The sequence below is a fragment of the Actinosynnema sp. NPDC002837 genome, from assembly GCF_040295345.1.
Classification (GTDB): domain Bacteria; phylum Actinomycetota; class Actinomycetes; order Mycobacteriales; family Pseudonocardiaceae; genus Actinosynnema.
Genome location: NZ_JBEOVG010000072.1, coordinates 1 through 17889 on the forward strand (window position 1 = coordinate 1; position 17889 = coordinate 17889).

A 17889-nucleotide genomic window follows, 5' to 3' on the forward strand; every position below is an offset into this window, starting at 1 on the left:
CGGGCCGGCTGGACGCGCTGGGGTGGCGGATGGCGGGCCTGGAGGCCCGGGTCGACGGCGCGCGGGGCGCCCGCCGCCGCCGCGGCCGCGCGCCCGCCGGGGCGGCGCTGACCCCCGCGGGGGCGGCCCGGCGCGGCGGCCCCACCGCGAGCCTCGACGGTCACCGCACCCGTTCAGCCGCCCGTGGAGAAGGCGGCGTCGAAGGAGGCCGACGGCGCTTCGAACGCGTTGCGCCGCACGAACTCCAGGGCTTCGGGCGCGCCGACGAGCCGGTCCATGCCGGCGTCCTCCCACTCGACGCTGACCGGGCCGTCGTAGCCGATGGTGTTGAGCATCCGGAACGACCGCTCCCACGGCACGTCGCCGCGGCCGGTGGAGACGAAGTCCCAGCCGCGTCGGGGGTCGGCCCAGGGCAGGTGGGAGCCGAGGCGCCCGTTGCGCCCGTCGCCGACCTGGCGGCGGGCGTCCTTGCAGTCGACGTGGTAGATGCGGTCGCGGAAGTCCCACAGGAAGCTCACCGGGTCGAGGTCCTGCCAGACGAAGTGCGACGGGTCCCAGTTGAGGCCGAACGCGGGCCGGTGCCCGATCGCCTCCAGGGTGCGCACGGTGGTCCAGTAGTCGTAGGCGATCTCGGAGGGGTGCACCTCGTGCGCGAAGCGGACGCCGACCTCGTCGAACACGTCGAGGATCGGGTTCCAGCGGTCGGCGAAGTCCTGGTAGCCGGCGTCGATCATCGACGGCGGCACGGGCGGGAACATCGCGACGGTCTTCCAGATCGAGGAGCCGGTGAACCCGACGACGGTGCCCGCACCGAGCTTCGCGGCGGCCCGCGCGGTCGCCTTCATCTCCTCGGCCGCGCGCTGCCGCACGCCCTCGGGGTCGCCGTCGCCCCAGATGCGGGGTGACAGGATGCCCCGGTGGCGCTCGTCGATCGGGTCGTCGCACACGGCCTGGCCGGTGAGGTGGTTGGAGATCGTCCACACCTTCAGGTCGTGCTTGGCCAGCACGTCGAGCCGATCGCGCACGTAGTCGTCGTCCTCGGCCGCGCGCCAGGGGTCGAGGTGGTCGCCCCAGCAGGCGATCTCCAGGCCGTCGTAGCCCCACTCGGCGGCCAGCCGGGCGACCTCCTCGAACGGCAGGTCGGCCCACTGGCCGGTGAACAACGTGATCGGACGCGCCATCTCTCGTTCTCCTCTCAGACGTCTCGCCAGGTGCGGGACGCCGCGCTCGCCTCGACGGCGGCCAGGACGCGCTGCAACCGCAGCCCGTCGGCGAACGACGGGGCGGGGTCGGTCCCGGCGGCCACGGCGCGGACGAAGTCGACGGCCTGGTGGGTGAACGCGTGCTCGTAGCCCAGGCCGTGGCCCGCCGGCCACCAGGCGTCGACGTAGGGGTGTTGGGGTTCGGTGACGACGATGCGCCGGAAGCCCGCGGTGGCGGCGTCGTCGGTCCCGTCGTAGTAGTGCAGGACGTTCATGTCCTCGAAGTCGAACGCCAGGCTGCCGGCGGAGCCGTTGACCTCGATGCGGATGGCGTTCTTGCGGCCGTTGGCGAACCGGGTGGCCTCGAACGAGCCGAGCGCGCCACCGGTGAACCGGGCCAGGAACAGCGCCGCGTCGTCCACGGTGACCGGCCCCGTCCCGGCCGACGAAGCGGTGCCCGACAGCCCGGAGTGCTCGGCGGCCAGGGGCCGCTCGGACACGAACGTCTCCAACGTCCCGGACACCTCGCGGATCGTGTCGCCGAGGATGAACTGGGTGGCGTCGACGATGTGCGCGCCGATGTCGCCCAACGCGCCCGATCCCGCCTTCTCCTTCTGCAACCGCCACGACAGCGGCGCGGCCGGGTCCACGATCCAGTCCTGGAGGTACTGGGCCCGCACGTGGTGCACGCGTCCCAGCCGCCCCTGTGCCACGAGGTCGCGGGCGAGGGACAGCGCGGGCACGCGCCGGTAGGTGAACCCGACCATGGCGCGCACGCCCGCCTCGGCGGCGACGGCCGCCGCGGCCGCCATCGCCTCGGCTTCGGCGACGGTGTTGGCGAGCGGTTTCTCGCACAGCACGTGCTTGCCCGCCTCCAGCGCCGCGATGGCGATCTCCGCGTGCGTGTCACCGGGCGTGCAGATGTCCACCACCCGCACGTCGTCCCGGTCCAGCACGGCCCGCCAGTCGGTCACGGCCTCCGCCCAGCCCAGTCGCCGGGCGGCGGCCTCGGTGCGGTCCCGGTCCCGGCCGCAGACCACGGCCATGGCCGGGTGCAGCGGCAGGTCGAAGAAGCGCGGCGCGACGCGCCACGCCTGCGAGTGCGCGGCACCCATGAAGGCGTGGCCGATCATCGCGATACCCAACGTCGCTGTCGTCACAGCGGTGATCTCCTAGGACTCGAAGGCGGTGGGCAGGTAGCGGTCGACGTTGTCCTTGGTGACGACCGGGGCGAACAGCTCGACCTGGCGCGGCACCTCGACCTCGACCAAGTCTCCGAGGCTCTTGCCCTGCACCGCCAGCCGGGCCAGCCGGATGCCGTCCGCGCCCTGCGTGGAGGGGTAGACCACGGTGGCCTTGTGCAGGCCGTTGCCCGCCTTGATCTCCCGCATGACGTTGGCCGAGCCCGCGCCGCCGACCAGGAAGAACTCGTCGCGGCCGGAGTTCTTGATCGCCGCGGTGACGCCGACGCCCTGGTCGTCGTCGTGGTTCCAGATCGCGTCGATGCGCGGCGCGGCCTGGAGCAGGTTCGCCGCGGCCCGTTCCCCGCTCTCCACGGTGAACTCGGCCGCGACCCGGTTGGCCACCTTCAACCCGCAGTCGCCCAGGGCGTCGGCGAAGCCCTTGCTGCGGTCCTGGGTCAGCGGGAGGGAGTCGATGCCGGCGATCTCGGCGACGACCGCGCCGGACTTGCCCTTGAGCTCCTCGCAGATGTAGGTGCCCGCCGACACGCCCATGCCGTAGTTGTCGCCCAGCACGGTCGAGCGCGCCGCGAACGGGCTGCCGAACTCGCGGTCGACGTTGATCACCGTGATGCCGGCCTTCATCGCCTTGAGCGCCACCGGCGTCAGCGCCGCGCCGTCGAACGGCAGCAGCACGATCGCGTCCACCTTGTCGTTGATGAACGTCTCGACCTGGCTGATCTGGAGGTTGACGTCGTTGGTGCCCTCCACCACCTTCAGCTCCACGTCGGAGTACTTCTCCGCCTCCGCCTTGGCGGCGTTGGTGATCGCGGCCATCCAGCCGTGGTCGGCGGCGGGCGCGGAGAAGCCGATGACGACCTTCTCGCCGGGCTCGTCGTTGGCGACCTTGGCGCCGCCCTGGTTGCCGCTGCCGGCCTGGGGTTCGGGGGTGTTGCCCGTGCAGGCGGTGAGCGCGAGACCGACCGAGAGCGCGGCGATGAGACGGGTTGTTGCCTTGCGTGACATGGGAATGCTCCTCGAAATGGCGGCGGGGTCGGGGTCAAGCACCGCTGCGACGGGCCAACCGCTGCTGGAGCAGGACGGCGACCACGATGATCGCGCCCTTCGCGACGGCCTGCGCGGAGATGGAGAGGTTGTTGAGGGTGAACACGTTCGACAGCGTGGTGAAGATCAGCACGCCGAACACGGTGCCCGCGATCGTGCCGCGACCACCGGACAACAGCGTGCCGCCGATGACGACCGCGGCGATGGCGTCCAGCTCGTAGAGGCCGCCGTGGGTGGAGCTGCCGGTCGTGGTGCGGGCGACGAGCATGACCGCGGCGATCCCGCAGCACACGCCCAGCAACGTGTAGAGCAGCACGGTGTGCCGCCGCACGTCGATCCCGGCCAACCGGGCGGCCTCCGGGTTGCCGCCGACGGCGAACGTCCGCCGCCCGAACGTGGTGCGGTTGAGCACCACCCACCCCACGACGGCCACCAGCGCGAAGATCACCACCAGCACGGGCACGCCGAGCACCGAGGCGTCGAAGAACGCGGAGAAGCCCGGCACGTCCACGATCTGGGTCTTGCGGTTGGAGATGATCTCGGCCAAGCCGCGGGCGGCGGCGAGCATGGCCAGCGTCGCGATGAACGCCACGATCCGGCCGTAGGCGATCAGCAGGCCGTTGACCACGCCGCAGCCGGCGCCCACGGCGAGCGCGGCGAACACGACGACCAGCCAGTGGGTGTCGTTGGCCATGGCCTGGGTGGCGAGCGTCGTGGCCCAGACCGAGGACAGCGCCACGATCGCGCCGACGGACAGGTCGATCCCGCCACCGGTGATCACGAACGTCATGCCGACGCTGACCACGCCGATGACCGAGGCCAGGCGCAGGATGGTGAGCACGTTGTCGACGTCGGCGAACCGGTCGCCCGCAGTGGCCACACCGACCAGGCACAGCAGGACCAGGGCGACGACGAGACCGGTGTTGCGGCCGGCGGCGGACCCGAGCAGCGCGGTGACGCCGCGCTTCGCGTGCTCCGTCGTCGGCGGGTCGGCCGCGGTGGTGGCGGCGGCGTTCTTGCTCATGCGGCGGTTCCTTCCATGACCAGGTCGAGGACCCGGGATTCGTCGATCTCGGCGGCCGGCCCTTCGTGGACCACCCGGCCTTCGCGCACGACCAGCACCCGGTCGGCGAGGCCGAGGACCTCCTCCACCTCGCTGGACACGACGACCACGGCGACGCCGCGGCCGGCCAGGTCGCGGATCAGCTCGTAGATCTCGCTGCGCGCCCCGACGTCCACGCCCCGGGTCGGCTCGTCGAGCAGCAGCACGCGGCACTCGCGGAGCAGCCACCGCGCCAGCACGACCTTCTGCTGGTTGCCTCCCGACAGCGTGCGCACCGCCCGTTCCACGCCCGGCGGGCGGACGTCCAGCGCCGTGGTCAACTCCTGCGTGCGCGCGCGCTCGGCGCCGTTGTCGAGGAAGCCGAACCGGGCGAACGCCGACAAGGTGGACACCGTGACGTTGCGGTACACGGCCTGGTCCAGCAGCAGCCCCTGGCTCTTGCGCTCCTCCGGGCACAGCCCGACCCCGGCGCGCACGGCCGCGCCTACGCTCCCCCGCCGCAGCCGCCGGCCGTCCACCTCGACGGTGCCCGCCGTCGGTTTGCGCGCGCCGTAGACGGCTTCCAGGATCTCCGACCGACCCGACCCGACGAGACCGGCGAGCCCGACCACCTCGCCCGCGCGGACGGTGAGGTCCACCCCGGCGAACCGCTGCCCGGCGGCCAGTCCGCGCACCACCAGCACCTCGGGCGCGGCCGGGTCGACCGGTTCGCGCGGCGGGAAGGCGTACTCCACGTCACGCCCGGTCATGAGCCGGATCAGGTCGGCGGTGCGGGTCTGCGCGGCGGGCAGGCCGGTGGCGACCGTGCGGCCGTCCTTCAGCACGGTGACCCGGTCGCCGATCTCGCGGATCTCCTCCATCCGGTGCGAGATGTAGACGATCGCCACGCCTTGGGCGGTCAACTCCCGGATGACCCGGAACAGGGTGCGCACCTCGTCCTGGTCCAGCACCGCCGACGGCTCGTCCATGATCAGCAGCTGCCCGTCGCGGGACAGGGCGCGCGCCATGCTCACGATCTGCTGGTTCGCCGCCGACAGCCGGCCGACGTCGCGGTCCGGCGGGATGTCCGGGTGGCCGAGCCGCTCGAGCAGGGCCCGGGTGCGGCGGTGTGCCTCGGCGCGGCGGGTGAAGCCGGCCGTGGACAGCTCGTGGCCGAGGAAGACGTTGTCGGCGACGGACAGCCCGGCCACCAGGTCCAGCTCCTGGTAGATGGCCGCCACGCCGCTGCGCATCGCGGCGGTCGGGTTGTCGAACGACACGACCTCGTCCCGCCACCGGATCTCGCCCTCGTCCGGGCGGTGCGCGCCGGCCAGCACCTTGATCAGCGTCGACTTGCCGGCGCCGTTCTGGCCGAGCAGGCAGTGCACCTCGCCGGCGCGCACGTCGAAGTCGACGCCGCCCAGGGCCGTCACACCGGGGAAGCGCTTCACCACGCCCCGGACGGACAGCAGCGGGGCCGTCGTGGTCGTCATACGGTTTCCTCCTGTGCCAGGGGCTTGTCGACCGGCTCGACGAGCACGGGGTCGCGGAAGACGCGGTCGAGGATCTGCGACGCACCGCCGCGCACGGAGCCGGTGAAGCCCAGCGGCGAGAACGCCACCCGCGTGCCGCCGACGTCCCGGGCGAAGACGTGGCCGCGCAGCTCCTCGCGCAGCGAACCGGCGATCCACGGCCGCAGCGCGGCGAAGTAGCCGCCGAGGACGAGCAGGTGCGGGTTGAAGACGTTGACCAGGATGCTCGCGCCGATGGTGAGCCACCGGTCGATGTCGGCGATGGCGGCCAGCACCCGCGCGTCGCCCGCCGCGGCCCGGTCGCCGATCTCGGCGAGCCTGCGTTCCAGGTCCGGCAGCGGGTCGTGCTCGGGTTCGTGGACCGGTTCGCGCTCGGCGACGGCGGCGAGCAGGGCGTTGAGGCCGACGGCGGCTTCCCAGCAGCCCCGGTGGCCGCACGCGCACGGCGGTCCGTCCGCGCGGACCCTCATGTGCCCGACCTCGCCCGCGAAGCCGTGCGCGCCGCGCAGCAGTCGCCCGCCCACCACGACGCCGCCGCCGACGCCGGTCGCGCCGGTGACCAGGATGAGGTCGCCGTCGCGGTCCAGGCCCTGCGCCTCCACCTCGGCCAGCGCCGCGAGGTTCGCCTCGTTGTCCAGCAGCACGGGGTACGGCGGCTCGCCGAGCAACCTGCTGATCTCGGCGACCACCGGCACGTCGGTCCACCCCAGGTTGGGCGCGGCGCGCACCACGCCGGTGTCGGCCTCGACCAGGCCGGGCACGGCGATGGCGACGCCCACCGGGCGGGCCGCGACGCCGACCAGCGCGGCGTCCAGCAGCCGCCCCAGCCGGGCCAGCACGAACGCCGGTTCCAGCGCGGCGGTGTCCAGCGCGATCCGCCGGCGTGCCACGACCTGACCGCGCAGGTTGAGCACGAGCACCGACAGGTAGCCGACGTTGACCTCGGCCCCCACCGCGACGACGTGCTCGCCGTCGAGCCGGATGATCTGGCCGGGCCGCCCGACGGTGGCCCGCTCGGTCTCCCCCTCCCCCACCAGTCCGCGTTCCACGAGCTCGGCCACCAGGCTGGACACGGTGGCCTTGTTCAGCCCCGTCTCCCCCGCGAGCCGGGCCCGCGACCGGGGCCCGTGGTCGCGCAGGTGCGACAGGACGACGGAGAGGTTGTGCCGGCGGACCGTGACCTGGTCCGCGGCCGAGCTGCCCGCACGCAGGCGAGTCGGCCTGTCCTTCATGGCGCTCCTCGAGGTCGGCCGGGTGGACGTGGGCGTCGGCCGGGGTGGACGTGGGTGGTGGCCCGGCGGTGCCGGTGAGGTGGTGATCACCGCCGGGGTCGGCCGGGTTGTGCCTCGGTGGGTGGCGGCCCGCTGGGGGTAGGCGGGGTGGTGGCACGCCGGTGGGTTGACCAGCGGGTCGGCCGGGTGGCGGGTTGGTGGGTCGGTGGGTTGGTGACCGCCGGCGGCGTCGGTGGAGTGGTGGTCCGCCGGCGGGGTCGGTGGAGCTGACCCCGCCGGCGGGATCGGTCGGGCGGGCCCATGCCGGTGGGCCCCGCCCGGCCCGCTAGAGGTGCGGCAGGGAGTCGTCGTCGCGACCCGGCCGGGGTGTGTACCGGCCGGTGGCCTCGACGTTGCCCGCCACGTCGATCGACCGGTACTCCAGGTACTCCCGGCCGTTCGGCCTGATCTTGATCTCACCGCCCCGGTGGACCTGCCACGCGCCGCCGGAGATCCGGTACTCGGTGCGGGCCACGCCGGAGGTGGCGTCGGAGGCGGTGAGCCGGACCCGGGAGGCGGACGAGCCGCGCTTGGCCGACGTGACCGGCGGCGCGGTGTCCACCTTCACGTCGATCGCCTGCTCGGCGGAGGTGTTGCCCGCCGCGTCGGTCGCCCGCACCGCGACCCGGTGCCTGCCGTCGCCCACGGACACGGCGCCGGTGTAGGGCCGCCACGGGCCGCCGTCGAGCCGGTGCTCCAGCATCGCGACGCCGGACGTCTCGTCGGTGGCGGTCGCCGACACCAGGGCCCGCTGCGTCCACCAACCCTCGGGGCCGGGCGCGTTGTCCGCCTTCACGGTGAGCCGCGGTGCGGTGCGGTCGATCCTGACGGTCGCGGACTTCTCCGCCGAGACGTTGCCCGCGGCGTCGGAGGCGCGGAACGCCACCACCCGCTCACCGTCGTCGGCGAACGACAGGGGCGCCGCGTACTGCGCCCAGTCGCCCTCGCCCACCCGGTACTCGACGCGCACCGGCCCGTTGCCGTCGTCGGTCGCGGAGGCGGTGACGGCCACCGGACCCGTCCACCACCCGCCCGTGCCCGGCGACGCCGGGTCGGTGACGACCGACAGCACCGGGGCCGTGCGGTCGGTGCTCACCCGGAAGTGGTCGAACTTGGCGGGCTTGGACGCGGTCTGACCGCCGCCGAGGGCGAACAGGCCGATCCGCGCCCCGGCCAGGTTCTCGTTGACCACCGGTTCGAGCGACGTCCACTCCTGCCCGTCCGCGCTGTAGGACCCGGTGTAGGTGGCGCCGGACTTGGCCAGCCGCAGGTGCCACACGCCCCCGGTGAGGCCGCCGACGCCGGGCTGCGGCTGCCCCACCACGTCGCCGCTCTCCGTCCGCAGCTCCACGCCGCGCTGGACGGGCGTGCCCGCCTCGTTGGTGGCGATGTGGTCGAGCTTCACGTAGTTCGCGTCGTCCGCGTAGGCGATCAGCCCGGCCTGCTGGTAGCGCTCGTCGAACGCCGACGCGTCGACCTCCGTCTCGATCACCCAGTCGCCCTCGGGCGCGTGCTGGAGGATGAAGTTGGCCGGGTCGTCGGCCGAGCCGCCGTAGATGTCGCCGTCGCTGGTGTCGATGCGCAGGCTGCCGTCGGACACGCCGTAGCGGTTCGGGTCGGGTCGGACCACGGCGTTCCAGCGGCACCCGTCCAGCGCGGAGCCCGCGAAGTCGTCGTCCGGCGCCACCGACGCGGTCTCGTCGGGGGTGAGGGTGAACCAGTCGAACTCGGCGTCCACCACCGGGCGGTCACCGCCGCCGCCCACGAGCGAGAGCAGGCCGACCTTGGGGTTCACCATGCCCGCCAGCGCCTTGGTCTGCGGCATGTCGGTGAACGCCTGACCGTCCGCGCTGTAGGACGCGGTCAGGTTCTGCCCGTCGCTGGTGAACCGGACCCAGACCTCGTCGGGGAACGCCGCGCCCAGCGCCGCGGTGTTCGACTCGCCGACCTCGTTGGGCTGCCCGGCCTCCTCGCGGATGAACTGGAAGATCCGGCTCGCCGCGTCGTCGGTGTCCGACCGGGCCTGCAGCACCATCTTGGCGTAGTTGTCGTCGTCGCCGTAGATCACCAGGCCGGCTTGCTGGTAGGCCCGCCGCACGGGCACGCGCACCTTGGTCGTGGCCTGGAACGGCCCGGACGGCAGGTCCTGGAGCACGACGTTGGGCGTGGTGTTGGTGGTGCCGTAGATGTCGGAGTTGGCGGTCGGGATCACCAGCCGGCCGTCGCGCACCGCGAGGTCCTGGTTCTCCCGCACCACGGTGGTCCACCGGTCCCGGTCGAGCGTCGTGCCGAGGAAGTCGTCGGAACGGCCGGAGAAGCAGGTGACGTCGGGCGCGCGGACGGTGATCGGGATGGTCCTCGTCCCGCTCGCGCCCCGCGCGTCGGTCGCGGTGACCTTGGCGGTGAACCTGCCCGCGGCGGTGTAGGTGTGGCTGACCGACGAGCCCGTGGCGGTGCCGCCGTCGCCGAACACCCACGTGTAGCTGATCGGGGTGTCGCCGTCCGGGTCGGTGGCCGACGCCGTGAAGTCGACCTTCAGGGGCGCGGTGCCCGACGTCGTGGTGGCCGTGGCCTCGACCGCGGGCCGCTGGTTGTGCGTCACGCCGCGACCGGCGAACTCCAGCCAGTTCACATTGACCAGGTAGCTGGTCGTGGTGCTGCCCTGCGGCCTGCGGGTGACGAAGTACAGCTCGGACCCGGCCGGCACGTCGTCGGCGAGGTCGGCGGTGACGGTGGTCCAGTTCTGCCAGCCGCCCGTGGCGGCGAAGGTCGCCGTGCCCGCGAGCGGGCCGTCCGGCGCGCCGACGCGGACCTCCATCCGGCCGCCCTCGGAACCCGACGCCACGCGGAACCGCACCTGGTCGATGCCTTCCAGGGTGGCCGGGCGCAGCGAGAACCAGTCGCCGTCGGTGATGAACCCGATGTTCTGGCCGCCGCCGGTGTCGGTGGTGCTCTCCTTCTCCACGCCCGCCGCGTCGTCGCCGACGCCGTCCGCGGTGCGGCCGGTCGCGGTGTGGAACTCGGCCTCCTTGTGCTTGGGCTGCAGCACCAGGATCGACTCGCCGGTCAGCGGGGACGCGCCGTCGCCGCCCTGGTCGGTGTACTTCGCCGTGAGGACGCCGAAGATGTCCGCGCCCACGTGGCCCTCGTCGCCGGACATCAGCGCCAGGCCCTCGCAGCCGCGGTACTGCTCGTAGCCGTGGGAGTGCTCGTCGTGGCCCAGGGCGGGCTGCACGACGACGTCCTGGCAGTCGACGGAGCCGTCCTCGGCGTCGGTGACCGTGACGCGGTAGGACACCTGGTCGCCGAAGTCGATGAAGCCGCCGTCGACCGGCGCGGTCAACGTGACCACGGGAGGCGTGTTGCCCACGACGATGCGCACGTTGGCGACCGCGGACCTGCCCCCCTGGTCGGTGACGGTGAGCCGGGCGGTGTAGTCGCCGTTCGCGGTGTAGGTGTGGCCGGGCGCGGCCTCGGTGCTGTCGGTGTCGCCGTCGCCGTCGAAGTCCCACGCGAACGTGAGCGCGTCACCGTCGGGGTCGCGCGACCCGGCCGAGTCGAACCGCACGGTCAGCGGTGCGTGCCCGGAGGTCTTGTCCGCCTTCGCGACCGCGACCGGAGCCCGGTCGCCGCGCACGTAGTCGATGCGGTAGACGCCGCTGTCGGCGTTGTTGCCGCCGAAACCGGAGCCCCACTCGATCACGTACAGCGCGCCGTCCGGGCCGAACTGCATGGCGTGCACGCGGTTGAACGCCATGCCGGGCAGCATCCTGCTGATGTCGAACACACCGGTGCCGTCCTCGGTCAGCTGGAGCGAGAACAGCCTGCCGTCGTTCCAGTCGCCCCACATCGCCTTGCCGTCCCAGTAGGCGGGCCACTTGCGCTCGGAGGCGAGGTCGGCGTCGTACCGGTAGGTGCCGCCCGCCATGGGCGCGCCGCTGCCACCGATCTCCGGGTTGCCCGTGCTGGTCTTGCCCTGCCAGATCTTCGTGCCGATCGCGGCGGGCAACTGCGTGATCCCGGTGTTGTTCGGCGAGTCGTTCACCGGGGCGGCGCAGTCGAACTGCTCGCCGGACGCGCCGGTGGCGAAGTCGTAGTCGACGTACGGGGTGTTGTCACCGACGCAGTACGGCCAGCCGTAGAAGCCCGGCCGGTCCACGACGTTCCACTCGACGCGGCCGTCCGGACCACGCCGGGGGTCGCTCTGACCGCCGTCGGGGCCGTAGTCGGCGACCTGGAGCTTGTTGGTCAGCGGGTCCAGGCCGATGCGGAACGGGTTGCGGAAGCCCATGGCGTAGATCTCGGGCCGGGTCTTGGCGGTGCCGGCGGGGAACATGTTGCCCGCCGGCACGGTGTAGGTGCCGTCGGCCTGCGGGGTGATGCGCAGGATCTTGCCGTTGAGGTTGTCGCTGTTGGCCGAGGAGCGCTGGGAGTCCCAGGCCGAGCGGCCGGCGCGCTCGTCGAGCGGCGCGTACCCGTCGGAGGCGAACGGGTTGGTGTTGTCGCCCGTGGTGATGTAGAGGTTGCCGTCGTTGTCGAACTCCAGCGCCCCGCCCGCGTGGCAGCACTGCTCGCGCTGGGTCGTGACGGTCAGCAGGACCTTCTCGCTGCCAGGCACGATCGCGTCGCCTTGCAGCGTGAACCGGGAGACCCGGTCGACGGCCTCAGTGCCCGCGGGCGAGTAGTACAGGTAGAGGTGGCCGTTGGTGGCGAAGTCGGGGTCCAGGGCGATGCCGAGGAGGCCGAACTCCTGTCCGGTGTAGACGTTCAGGGTGCCCGCGGTGACGACCGCGCCGTCACGCCGGACGACCCGCACCGCGCCGTTGCGGTCGATGTAGAACACGCGGCCGTCGTCGGCGATCGCGAGTTCCATCGGGTTGGCGGTGGTGTCGTCGAGGGTGACCTTCTCGAAGGCGTCGGTCCGGGTGGCCGAGCAGTCGGCCTCCACGACGCCCGCCGCGGTCTGGATGCCCTTGAGCAGGTGGTCCAGGAACGCCGGTTCGGCGTAGGACTCGTCGCCGTGGCCCAGGCCCGTGTACCAGGAGCGCCCGCCGTCGTAGTCCTGGCACCAGGCGATCGGGTGGCTCGACCCCATCGTGCCGCCGCTGTAGCTGGTCTCGTCCAGCTCGGCCAGCACGTGCACCTTCGCCGAGGGGTCGGCGCGGAAGTTGTACCACTCGTCGAAGCGGCGCCACGACTGCGGCAGGCCGGCCGTCGACGGGTGCGCCGGGTCGGTGACCTTGACGGTCGCGTCCTGCGGCGCGGGGTGGCCGGAGAAGTAGGCGCCCACCAGGTCGCCGTACCAGGCCCAGTCGTACTCGGTGTCGGAAGCGGCGTGCACGCCCGCGTACCCGCCGCCCGCCTTGATGTAGCGCTCGAAGGCGGCCTGCTGGGTGGCGTCGAGGACGTCGCCGGTGGTGGAGAGGAAGACCACGACCTCGTACTCGGCGAGGTTGGCGTCGGTGAACGCGGCGGCGTCGACGGTGGCGTCCACGGTGAAGCCGTGCTCGACGCCGAGCCGGCGGACCGCGGCGACGCCCGCGTCGATCGACGGGTGGTGGAAGCCGGCGGTCTTGGCGAAGACGAGGGCCTTGAACGTCTCGTCGCCGTGGCCGGGGTGCGCCTGGGCCGGTGCGGCCAAGGAGAGCAGCGACCCGAGCAACGCCGCCACGACCCCGATGGTCGACCACCGTCTCCTGCCGCGTCTGGACGAGCTCACCATTGAGGCCTCCAACCCGATGCACACGCCGAACGGCTGATCACAGATTCGTCTGTCGGCTAAACAAACTAATGACGCGTTTTCCGGAGGGTCAAGGTCGACGACGTGTCCACAACTCGCCAATCCCCCTACCTGCCCGGAATCCGCGACTAGCGCATTCGGCGGCTTTACTCCGCCGCCTCGCCGCTGGACACTGCGCGCGCCCGCACGTCCGTCGCCCCGCGCGAAATCCCTTGCAGGGACGGGATTGAGCCGAACGCAGGAGCGCTGCCGCATGACAGGGGGCAAGACTAGAAGAATCCTGAGTGGACGGTCGAGCACGCGCGCCCGCGACGATCACGGGGCGATCGGCGGGCACCACCCGGCCGACCCGGACCAGAACGACCGGCGCCTCCGGCTCCGGCATCAACCCCGAAGCCCTGACCTGCACTGGCCGATGAGTATGACTCATCGGGCGGGCCGGGGCAACCTCGATTGGTGGTCCATGGCCCCGGCACCGCCGTCGACCAAACCGGCCGAGTCCGGACGAATTTCACGTCGCGCGGCTCTTCGCCTTGACTCGGCGGCAGGTGACCGCTGTCATGTGTGCTGGAGGCCGTCGCGGGGGCGGCCGACCCCAGGCGCAGGACGGACGCGGGCCGTCCGCTCGCCGAAGCCAAGAGTAGGACGCATCCCGACCACCGTGTGAGGTGTATCCGCCATGTGCCGATCGACGACCTCGTCCGCGCGGGAACCCGACGCCCGCGGGTCGGCTCGCCATGACCGCGGTTGAGCCGGTGGAACTGACCCCGTCGGCCGTCGTGGAGGACGTGGACGAGGTGGACCTCGAACCCACGCCCGGCACGCGACGGCTGCTGCTGCTCATGCGCACGGGTGCGATCGACGAGGCCATCGCGCGGGAGCTGGGGGTCAGCCCCCGCACCGTGCACCGCCGGATCACGCGCCTGCAGAACCTGCTGGGCGTGCGCTCGCGCTTCCAGCTGGGCGTGATCGCGTGCGAGCGGGGCTGGGTGTGACGTCGGCACGACCGTCCACTCCGGACTGCTCCGGGGCACGACCTCGCGGAACCGGCCGGACACCTGTCCGGGCGATTGTGCCGGTCACCGCCGGCGCGTACGGTCCGGTTCGATGATCGAACCGGTTCGAAATCTAGTCCGCCCGAGCGTCCCGATGCCGTCCGCAAGCCTCGGAGGACACGGCGGCGCTCCGGGCGGGGACGAGGAGCGAGCATGGCTCGGGTGCTGGTCCTGACGGCGGACGCCGCCGAGGAACTCGACTCGATGTACCCGGTCTTCCGGCTGCGCGAGGGTGGGCACGAGGCGGTCGTGGCCGCCCCCACCACGCGCGCGGTCAAACTGGTGGTCCACGACTTCGAGCCCGGTTGGGACGCCTACACCGAGAAGCCCGGCCACCTGCTGCCGGTGGACCTGGCGTTCGGCGACGTCGATCCCGAGGAGTTCGACGGCCTGGTGATCCCGGGCGGGCGCGCGCCGGAGTACATCCGGACGAGCCCCGACGTGGCCCGCGTCGTCCGCCACTTCTTCGACCGCGGCCTGCCCGTCGGCACGATCTGCCACGGCCCGCAGGTGCCTGCCGCCCTGGGCCTCCTGCGCGGCCGCACGACCGCGGCCTTCCCGCCGCTGAGGGCGGACATGGAGCAGGCCGGCGCGACGTTCGTGGACGAGCCCGACGTCGTCGACGGAGCGATGGTGTCCTGCCGCGGCTGGCCGGACCTCCCCCTCTGGTCACGTGCGTTCATGGCCGTGCTGGAGAAGTCGCAGGTTCCCGCCTGACCGCACGGCCCTTGGCCGGTCATCGATCTGGACAGCAGATCGGTGACCGGCCAAGGCGTTTCGTGGTCGGCCGACGTGTCCGGTCGGGCGACCGGACACGGGTCAGGCGCGCAGGCTCCACTGCTGGTTGGCGCCGGTCCCGCAGGACCAGAGGATGAGCTTGGTGCCGTTCGCGGTGCCCGCTCCACTGGCGTCCAGGCACAACCCGGACTGCACGCCGGTGATGGTGCCGTTGGCGTTGACGTTCCACTGCTGGTTGGTCTGCCCGTTGCAGTCCCAGATCACCACGGTGGTGCCGTTGGCGGTGCCCTGGTTGTTGGCGTCCAGGCACTTCGTCCCGGCCACCTGCAACTGCTTGCCCGAGGTGTGGGTGAAGCGCTGGTTGGCGCCGCCGTGGCAGTCCCACAGCTGGGCCTGGGCGCCGTTGGTCGTGGCCGACCCGGGGATGTCGACGCACCGGCCGGACTGGCCGCCGACGATCGTGACGCCCTGCTGACCGCCGCCCTGCCGCCGGGCGAGCGACTTCGACTCGGACGACCGGTTGCCCTGCGCGTCCACGACGTAGAGCCGGTAGTCACCGGACGTGGCCGGCACGTCGATGGTCGTCGCGGTGCCGCCCGCCCTGGTCATCGTCGGGCCGACGGCGAAGCTGGTCGTGCCCTGCGGCGCGAGCCAGACGGTCTTCGCCTGGTCGCCTGCGCTGCGGATCGGGATCGAGGCCGTGCCGGCGCCCACGTACGTGCTGTCCGGCAGGACGTAGTCCGGCAGGGAGAGGAGGCTCGGCGGGATGATGTCCCGGTACGCGTCCTCCAGGCCGGAGCTCACCGCGATGCTGTGCGCCGGCGCGGGCCACACGTAGTCCGACGACACGATGATGTCGTGGATGGTGCTGTTCGGCAGGTTCTTGTTGGAGACCTTGTTGATCGGCCCGTAGGTCTGGGTGATGCTCAGGTCGTGCTTGCGGCCGAAGTCGTCGGAGTTGACCATCCACGTGACGTTCTTGTCCACGCTCAGGACGTTGTCGCGGAAGGTGATGTACGCCGAACCCTCGTCCGGGTGGAGTCCGTACTTGTGCCCGGACGGGACGCCTTGGAGGTAGTTGTTGGTGATCGTGGTGTTCGGCTGGCTGCCCAGCGTGTAGATGGGTGCCGTGTCGTTGAGGCGCTGGACCGTGTCGATGATGTGGTTGTGGCTGATGGTGTTGTTCCGCGCGGTGGTCGTGGGGCGGTTGGGTGCGATGGAGCCCGATGAGCCGTCGAAGTTCCACCAGCCCCAGCCCATCGTGATGCCGTTCCACGGCGCCTTTTCGATCCGGTTGCGCTGCACGGTCAGGGTGTCGACGAAGAACGCCGAGATCGGGCTGTGCCCGTTGAACAGCACCGCGCTGTCGTACAGGTAGTTGTTCTTGATCTCGATGTTCTTCGGGAGTCCTTCGACCTGCGCGGAGTACTTCTCGCGGTTGGACGACGTGTGGTCGCCGATGTAGACGTGCTGCGGGTGGCCCACGTTGATGGCGGACCCACCGACGTCGTTGGTGAAGTTCCCGATCAACTGCGTGTTCTGCACGTCGTTGACCAGGGTGATGGCATCGACACCGGTGTGCTGCACCCGGTTGCGGAGCAACTGGATGCCGTCGGCGTTCTCCAGCTGGATGGCGCCCGGCGCGGTGTCGACGTTGCGGTAGTAGTAGGCGTGGAAGTTGCCCTTGACGTACGCGGTGTTGCCCAGGTTGCCCTGCTGGGCCTGCTTGAACGCCGAACCGGCCACGGTGAACAGGTTCCAGTCGGAGTGCTGCACCGTGATGCCGGAGAAGGTGATGTTGCGGGCGTGGTTTGTCGTCGACGTGCCGGCGACCCGGAGCAGGGTGGCCACGTTGTTCGGCGCGTACACCGTCGCCGTCGCCATGTTGTCGGCGGCGGCCTTGTAGTAGTAGACCGTCTGGGCGGCCCGGTCGAAGTAGAACTCGCCCGGCGAGTCCAGGAACTCGTAGGCGTTCATGAGCTTGTGGCTGCCGCCGACCTGGAAGTTGCCGTTGAACGCCCCCTGGGCGATGGCCCCGCCCGGTTGCTGGAACAGCGCGACCCGGCCGGAGCCGTCACTGCTCGTGGTGACCTGGCGGACGCCCACGATGGCGGTCTGCCAGGTGGTCGCCGTCTCGATCTCGAGGTCGTCGGGGTTGCGGGAGATGGCGGGCAGGTCGGCCATGCCGTACTTGGCGCCGTCGCACTGCGAGCCCGATTCCCACGCCCACGGGGCCTGGCCGGCGTTGACGTTGTAAGTGCCGTAGCAGCCCTGGGACGCGATCGTCTTGGTGGCCATGACGGCGCGCTTGTCGTTGACGTAGAGCGCCCGCAGCTTGTTGCCGCGGTTGAGCGGGGCCTTCCAGATGTTGCCGCCGTGCTGCGTCCACCCGGTCACCTGCACGCCGCCGCTCAGCACCGGCGTCTCGTTCTGGTACGCGGAGTACACGACCCGGAACCCGTTCGTGCCCGAGTCGGCGGGGGTGAAGTCGATGGTGCTGCTCACCTGGTAGTTGCCGCCGCGGAGGTACACGAGGATGTCGCCGGTCATGTTCGCGTTGACCGTGCGGACGACGTCCCGCGCGCGCTGCACGGTCTTGAACGGCGCCGTGATCGTCCCAGGATTGGCGTCATTGCCGTCAGGGGCGACGTAGTACGTCGCCTGGGTGGCGGCCGAGGCCTGGAACTGGTCCGCGAAGGTCGGCAGCAGCGCGGCGGACACGAACACCGCGATCGCTACCAACGTTCTCGCGGCGGTCTTGGCTGGTTTCACCTTCTTTGCCCTTTCGCTCGGTCCGATCGGAGTGTTCGCCGCGCACGCCGGCCTCCACCGCGCTGGGGGCAGCTGGGTGGGTTCCCGTCAGGCGATCCGGACGGGGCGGGTGCCGTGCACGATGGGTACTACTGATCCCGGCCTCATCGGCCCGTGCCCGGGACGAGCGACATGACCTGAGCGCAGCGTCGATTGCGGTGGCACAGGCAGGATCCGGACGCGTGGCCTGGTAGTCCATGAGAGCAGCAGCGCCACCCCACGTCAAGCAATAAGTATGCTTATCTGCCGCCC

At 71.7% G+C, this 17889-nt stretch carries 10 protein-coding genes; 2 read left to right on the plus strand and 8 right to left on the minus strand.

Translation table 11 applies throughout. The annotated features are described in order from the left end of the window. Positions 1-173 precede the first annotated feature (173 nt). The 7 genes from ABTZ99_RS33590 to ABTZ99_RS33620 all read right to left on the minus strand — a co-directional run bounded on the left by ABTZ99_RS33590 (position 174) and on the right by ABTZ99_RS33620 (position 12964). On the minus strand, positions 174-1181 hold the full coding sequence (locus ABTZ99_RS33590) for a sugar phosphate isomerase/epimerase family protein (protein WP_499617050.1): 1008 nt from the start codon (positions 1179-1181) through the stop codon (positions 174-176). A 14-nt stretch (positions 1182-1195) separates the two neighbouring features. Beyond that, positions 1196-2335, minus strand: a complete 1140-nt coding sequence (locus ABTZ99_RS33595; protein WP_498781992.1) for a Gfo/Idh/MocA family protein — start codon at positions 2333-2335, stop codon at positions 1196-1198. 39 nt (positions 2336-2374) lie between these two features. Then, positions 2375-3409, minus strand: coding sequence for a substrate-binding domain-containing protein (locus tag ABTZ99_RS33600; RefSeq protein ID WP_498781915.1), 1035 nt, complete (start codon positions 3407-3409; stop codon positions 2375-2377). A 34-nt stretch (positions 3410-3443) separates the two neighbouring features. Then, positions 3444-4472: an ABC transporter permease gene (locus ABTZ99_RS33605; protein ID WP_498781916.1), complete on the minus strand. Its 1029-nt coding sequence runs from the start codon at positions 4470-4472 to the stop codon at positions 3444-3446. Further along, entirely contained in the window at positions 4469-5983 is a 1515-nt protein-coding gene (locus ABTZ99_RS33610; RefSeq protein ID WP_498781918.1) for a sugar ABC transporter ATP-binding protein, read from the minus strand. Before ABTZ99_RS33610 ends, ABTZ99_RS33605 begins: the two co-directional genes overlap by 4 nt. Next, positions 5980-7254, minus strand: a complete 1275-nt coding sequence (locus ABTZ99_RS33615; protein WP_499617055.1) for an ROK family transcriptional regulator — start codon at positions 7252-7254, stop codon at positions 5980-5982. Before ABTZ99_RS33615 ends, ABTZ99_RS33610 begins: the two co-directional genes overlap by 4 nt. Before the next feature lie 325 nt (positions 7255-7579). Continuing rightward, a complete protein-coding gene (locus tag ABTZ99_RS33620) occupies positions 7580-12964 on the minus strand; it encodes a ThuA domain-containing protein (protein WP_499617057.1) in 5385 nt (1794 codons plus the stop codon). 806 nt (positions 12965-13770) lie between these two features. Between ABTZ99_RS33620 and ABTZ99_RS33625 the strand changes: the two genes are divergently transcribed. Further along, positions 13771-14028 carry a LuxR C-terminal-related transcriptional regulator gene (locus ABTZ99_RS33625; protein WP_499617060.1) on the plus strand — a complete coding sequence of 86 codons (258 nt, stop codon included), beginning with the start codon at positions 13771-13773 and terminating at the stop codon, positions 14026-14028. A 213-nt stretch (positions 14029-14241) separates the two neighbouring features. Then, entirely contained in the window at positions 14242-14805 is a 564-nt protein-coding gene (locus ABTZ99_RS33630; protein WP_499617062.1) for a DJ-1/PfpI family protein, read from the plus strand. A 102-nt stretch (positions 14806-14907) separates the two neighbouring features. Here ABTZ99_RS33630 and ABTZ99_RS33635 read toward each other — a convergent pair whose 3' ends face one another. Further along, positions 14908-17598, minus strand: coding sequence for an RICIN domain-containing protein (locus tag ABTZ99_RS33635; RefSeq protein ID WP_499617065.1), 2691 nt, complete (start codon positions 17596-17598; stop codon positions 14908-14910). Between the last annotated feature and the right edge of the window lie 291 nt (positions 17599-17889).

Bases quoted from the DNA above. Each gene is read 5' to 3' on its own strand.
- ABTZ99_RS33590 (WP_499617050.1), bottom strand. From the start codon at position 1,181: ATGGCGCGTCCGATCACGTTGTTCACCGGCCAGTGGGCCGACCTGCCG.
- ABTZ99_RS33595 (WP_498781992.1), bottom strand. From the start codon at position 2,335: ATGATCGGCCACGCCTTCATGGGTGCCGCGCACTCGCAGGCGTGGCGC.
- ABTZ99_RS33600 (WP_498781915.1), bottom strand. From the start codon at position 3,409: ATGTCACGCAAGGCAACAACCCGTCTCATCGCCGCGCTCTCGGTCGGT.
- ABTZ99_RS33605 (WP_498781916.1), bottom strand. From the start codon at position 4,472: ATGAGCAAGAACGCCGCCGCCACCACCGCGGCCGACCCGCCGACGACG.
- ABTZ99_RS33610 (WP_498781918.1), bottom strand. From the start codon at position 5,983: ATGACGACCACGACGGCCCCGCTGCTGTCCGTCCGGGGCGTGGTGAAG.
- ABTZ99_RS33615 (WP_499617055.1), bottom strand. From the start codon at position 7,254: ATGAAGGACAGGCCGACTCGCCTGCGTGCGGGCAGCTCGGCCGCGGAC.
- ABTZ99_RS33625 (WP_499617060.1), top strand. From the start codon at position 13,771: ATGACCGCGGTTGAGCCGGTGGAACTGACCCCGTCGGCCGTCGTGGAG.
- ABTZ99_RS33630 (WP_499617062.1), top strand. From the start codon at position 14,242: ATGGCTCGGGTGCTGGTCCTGACGGCGGACGCCGCCGAGGAACTCGAC.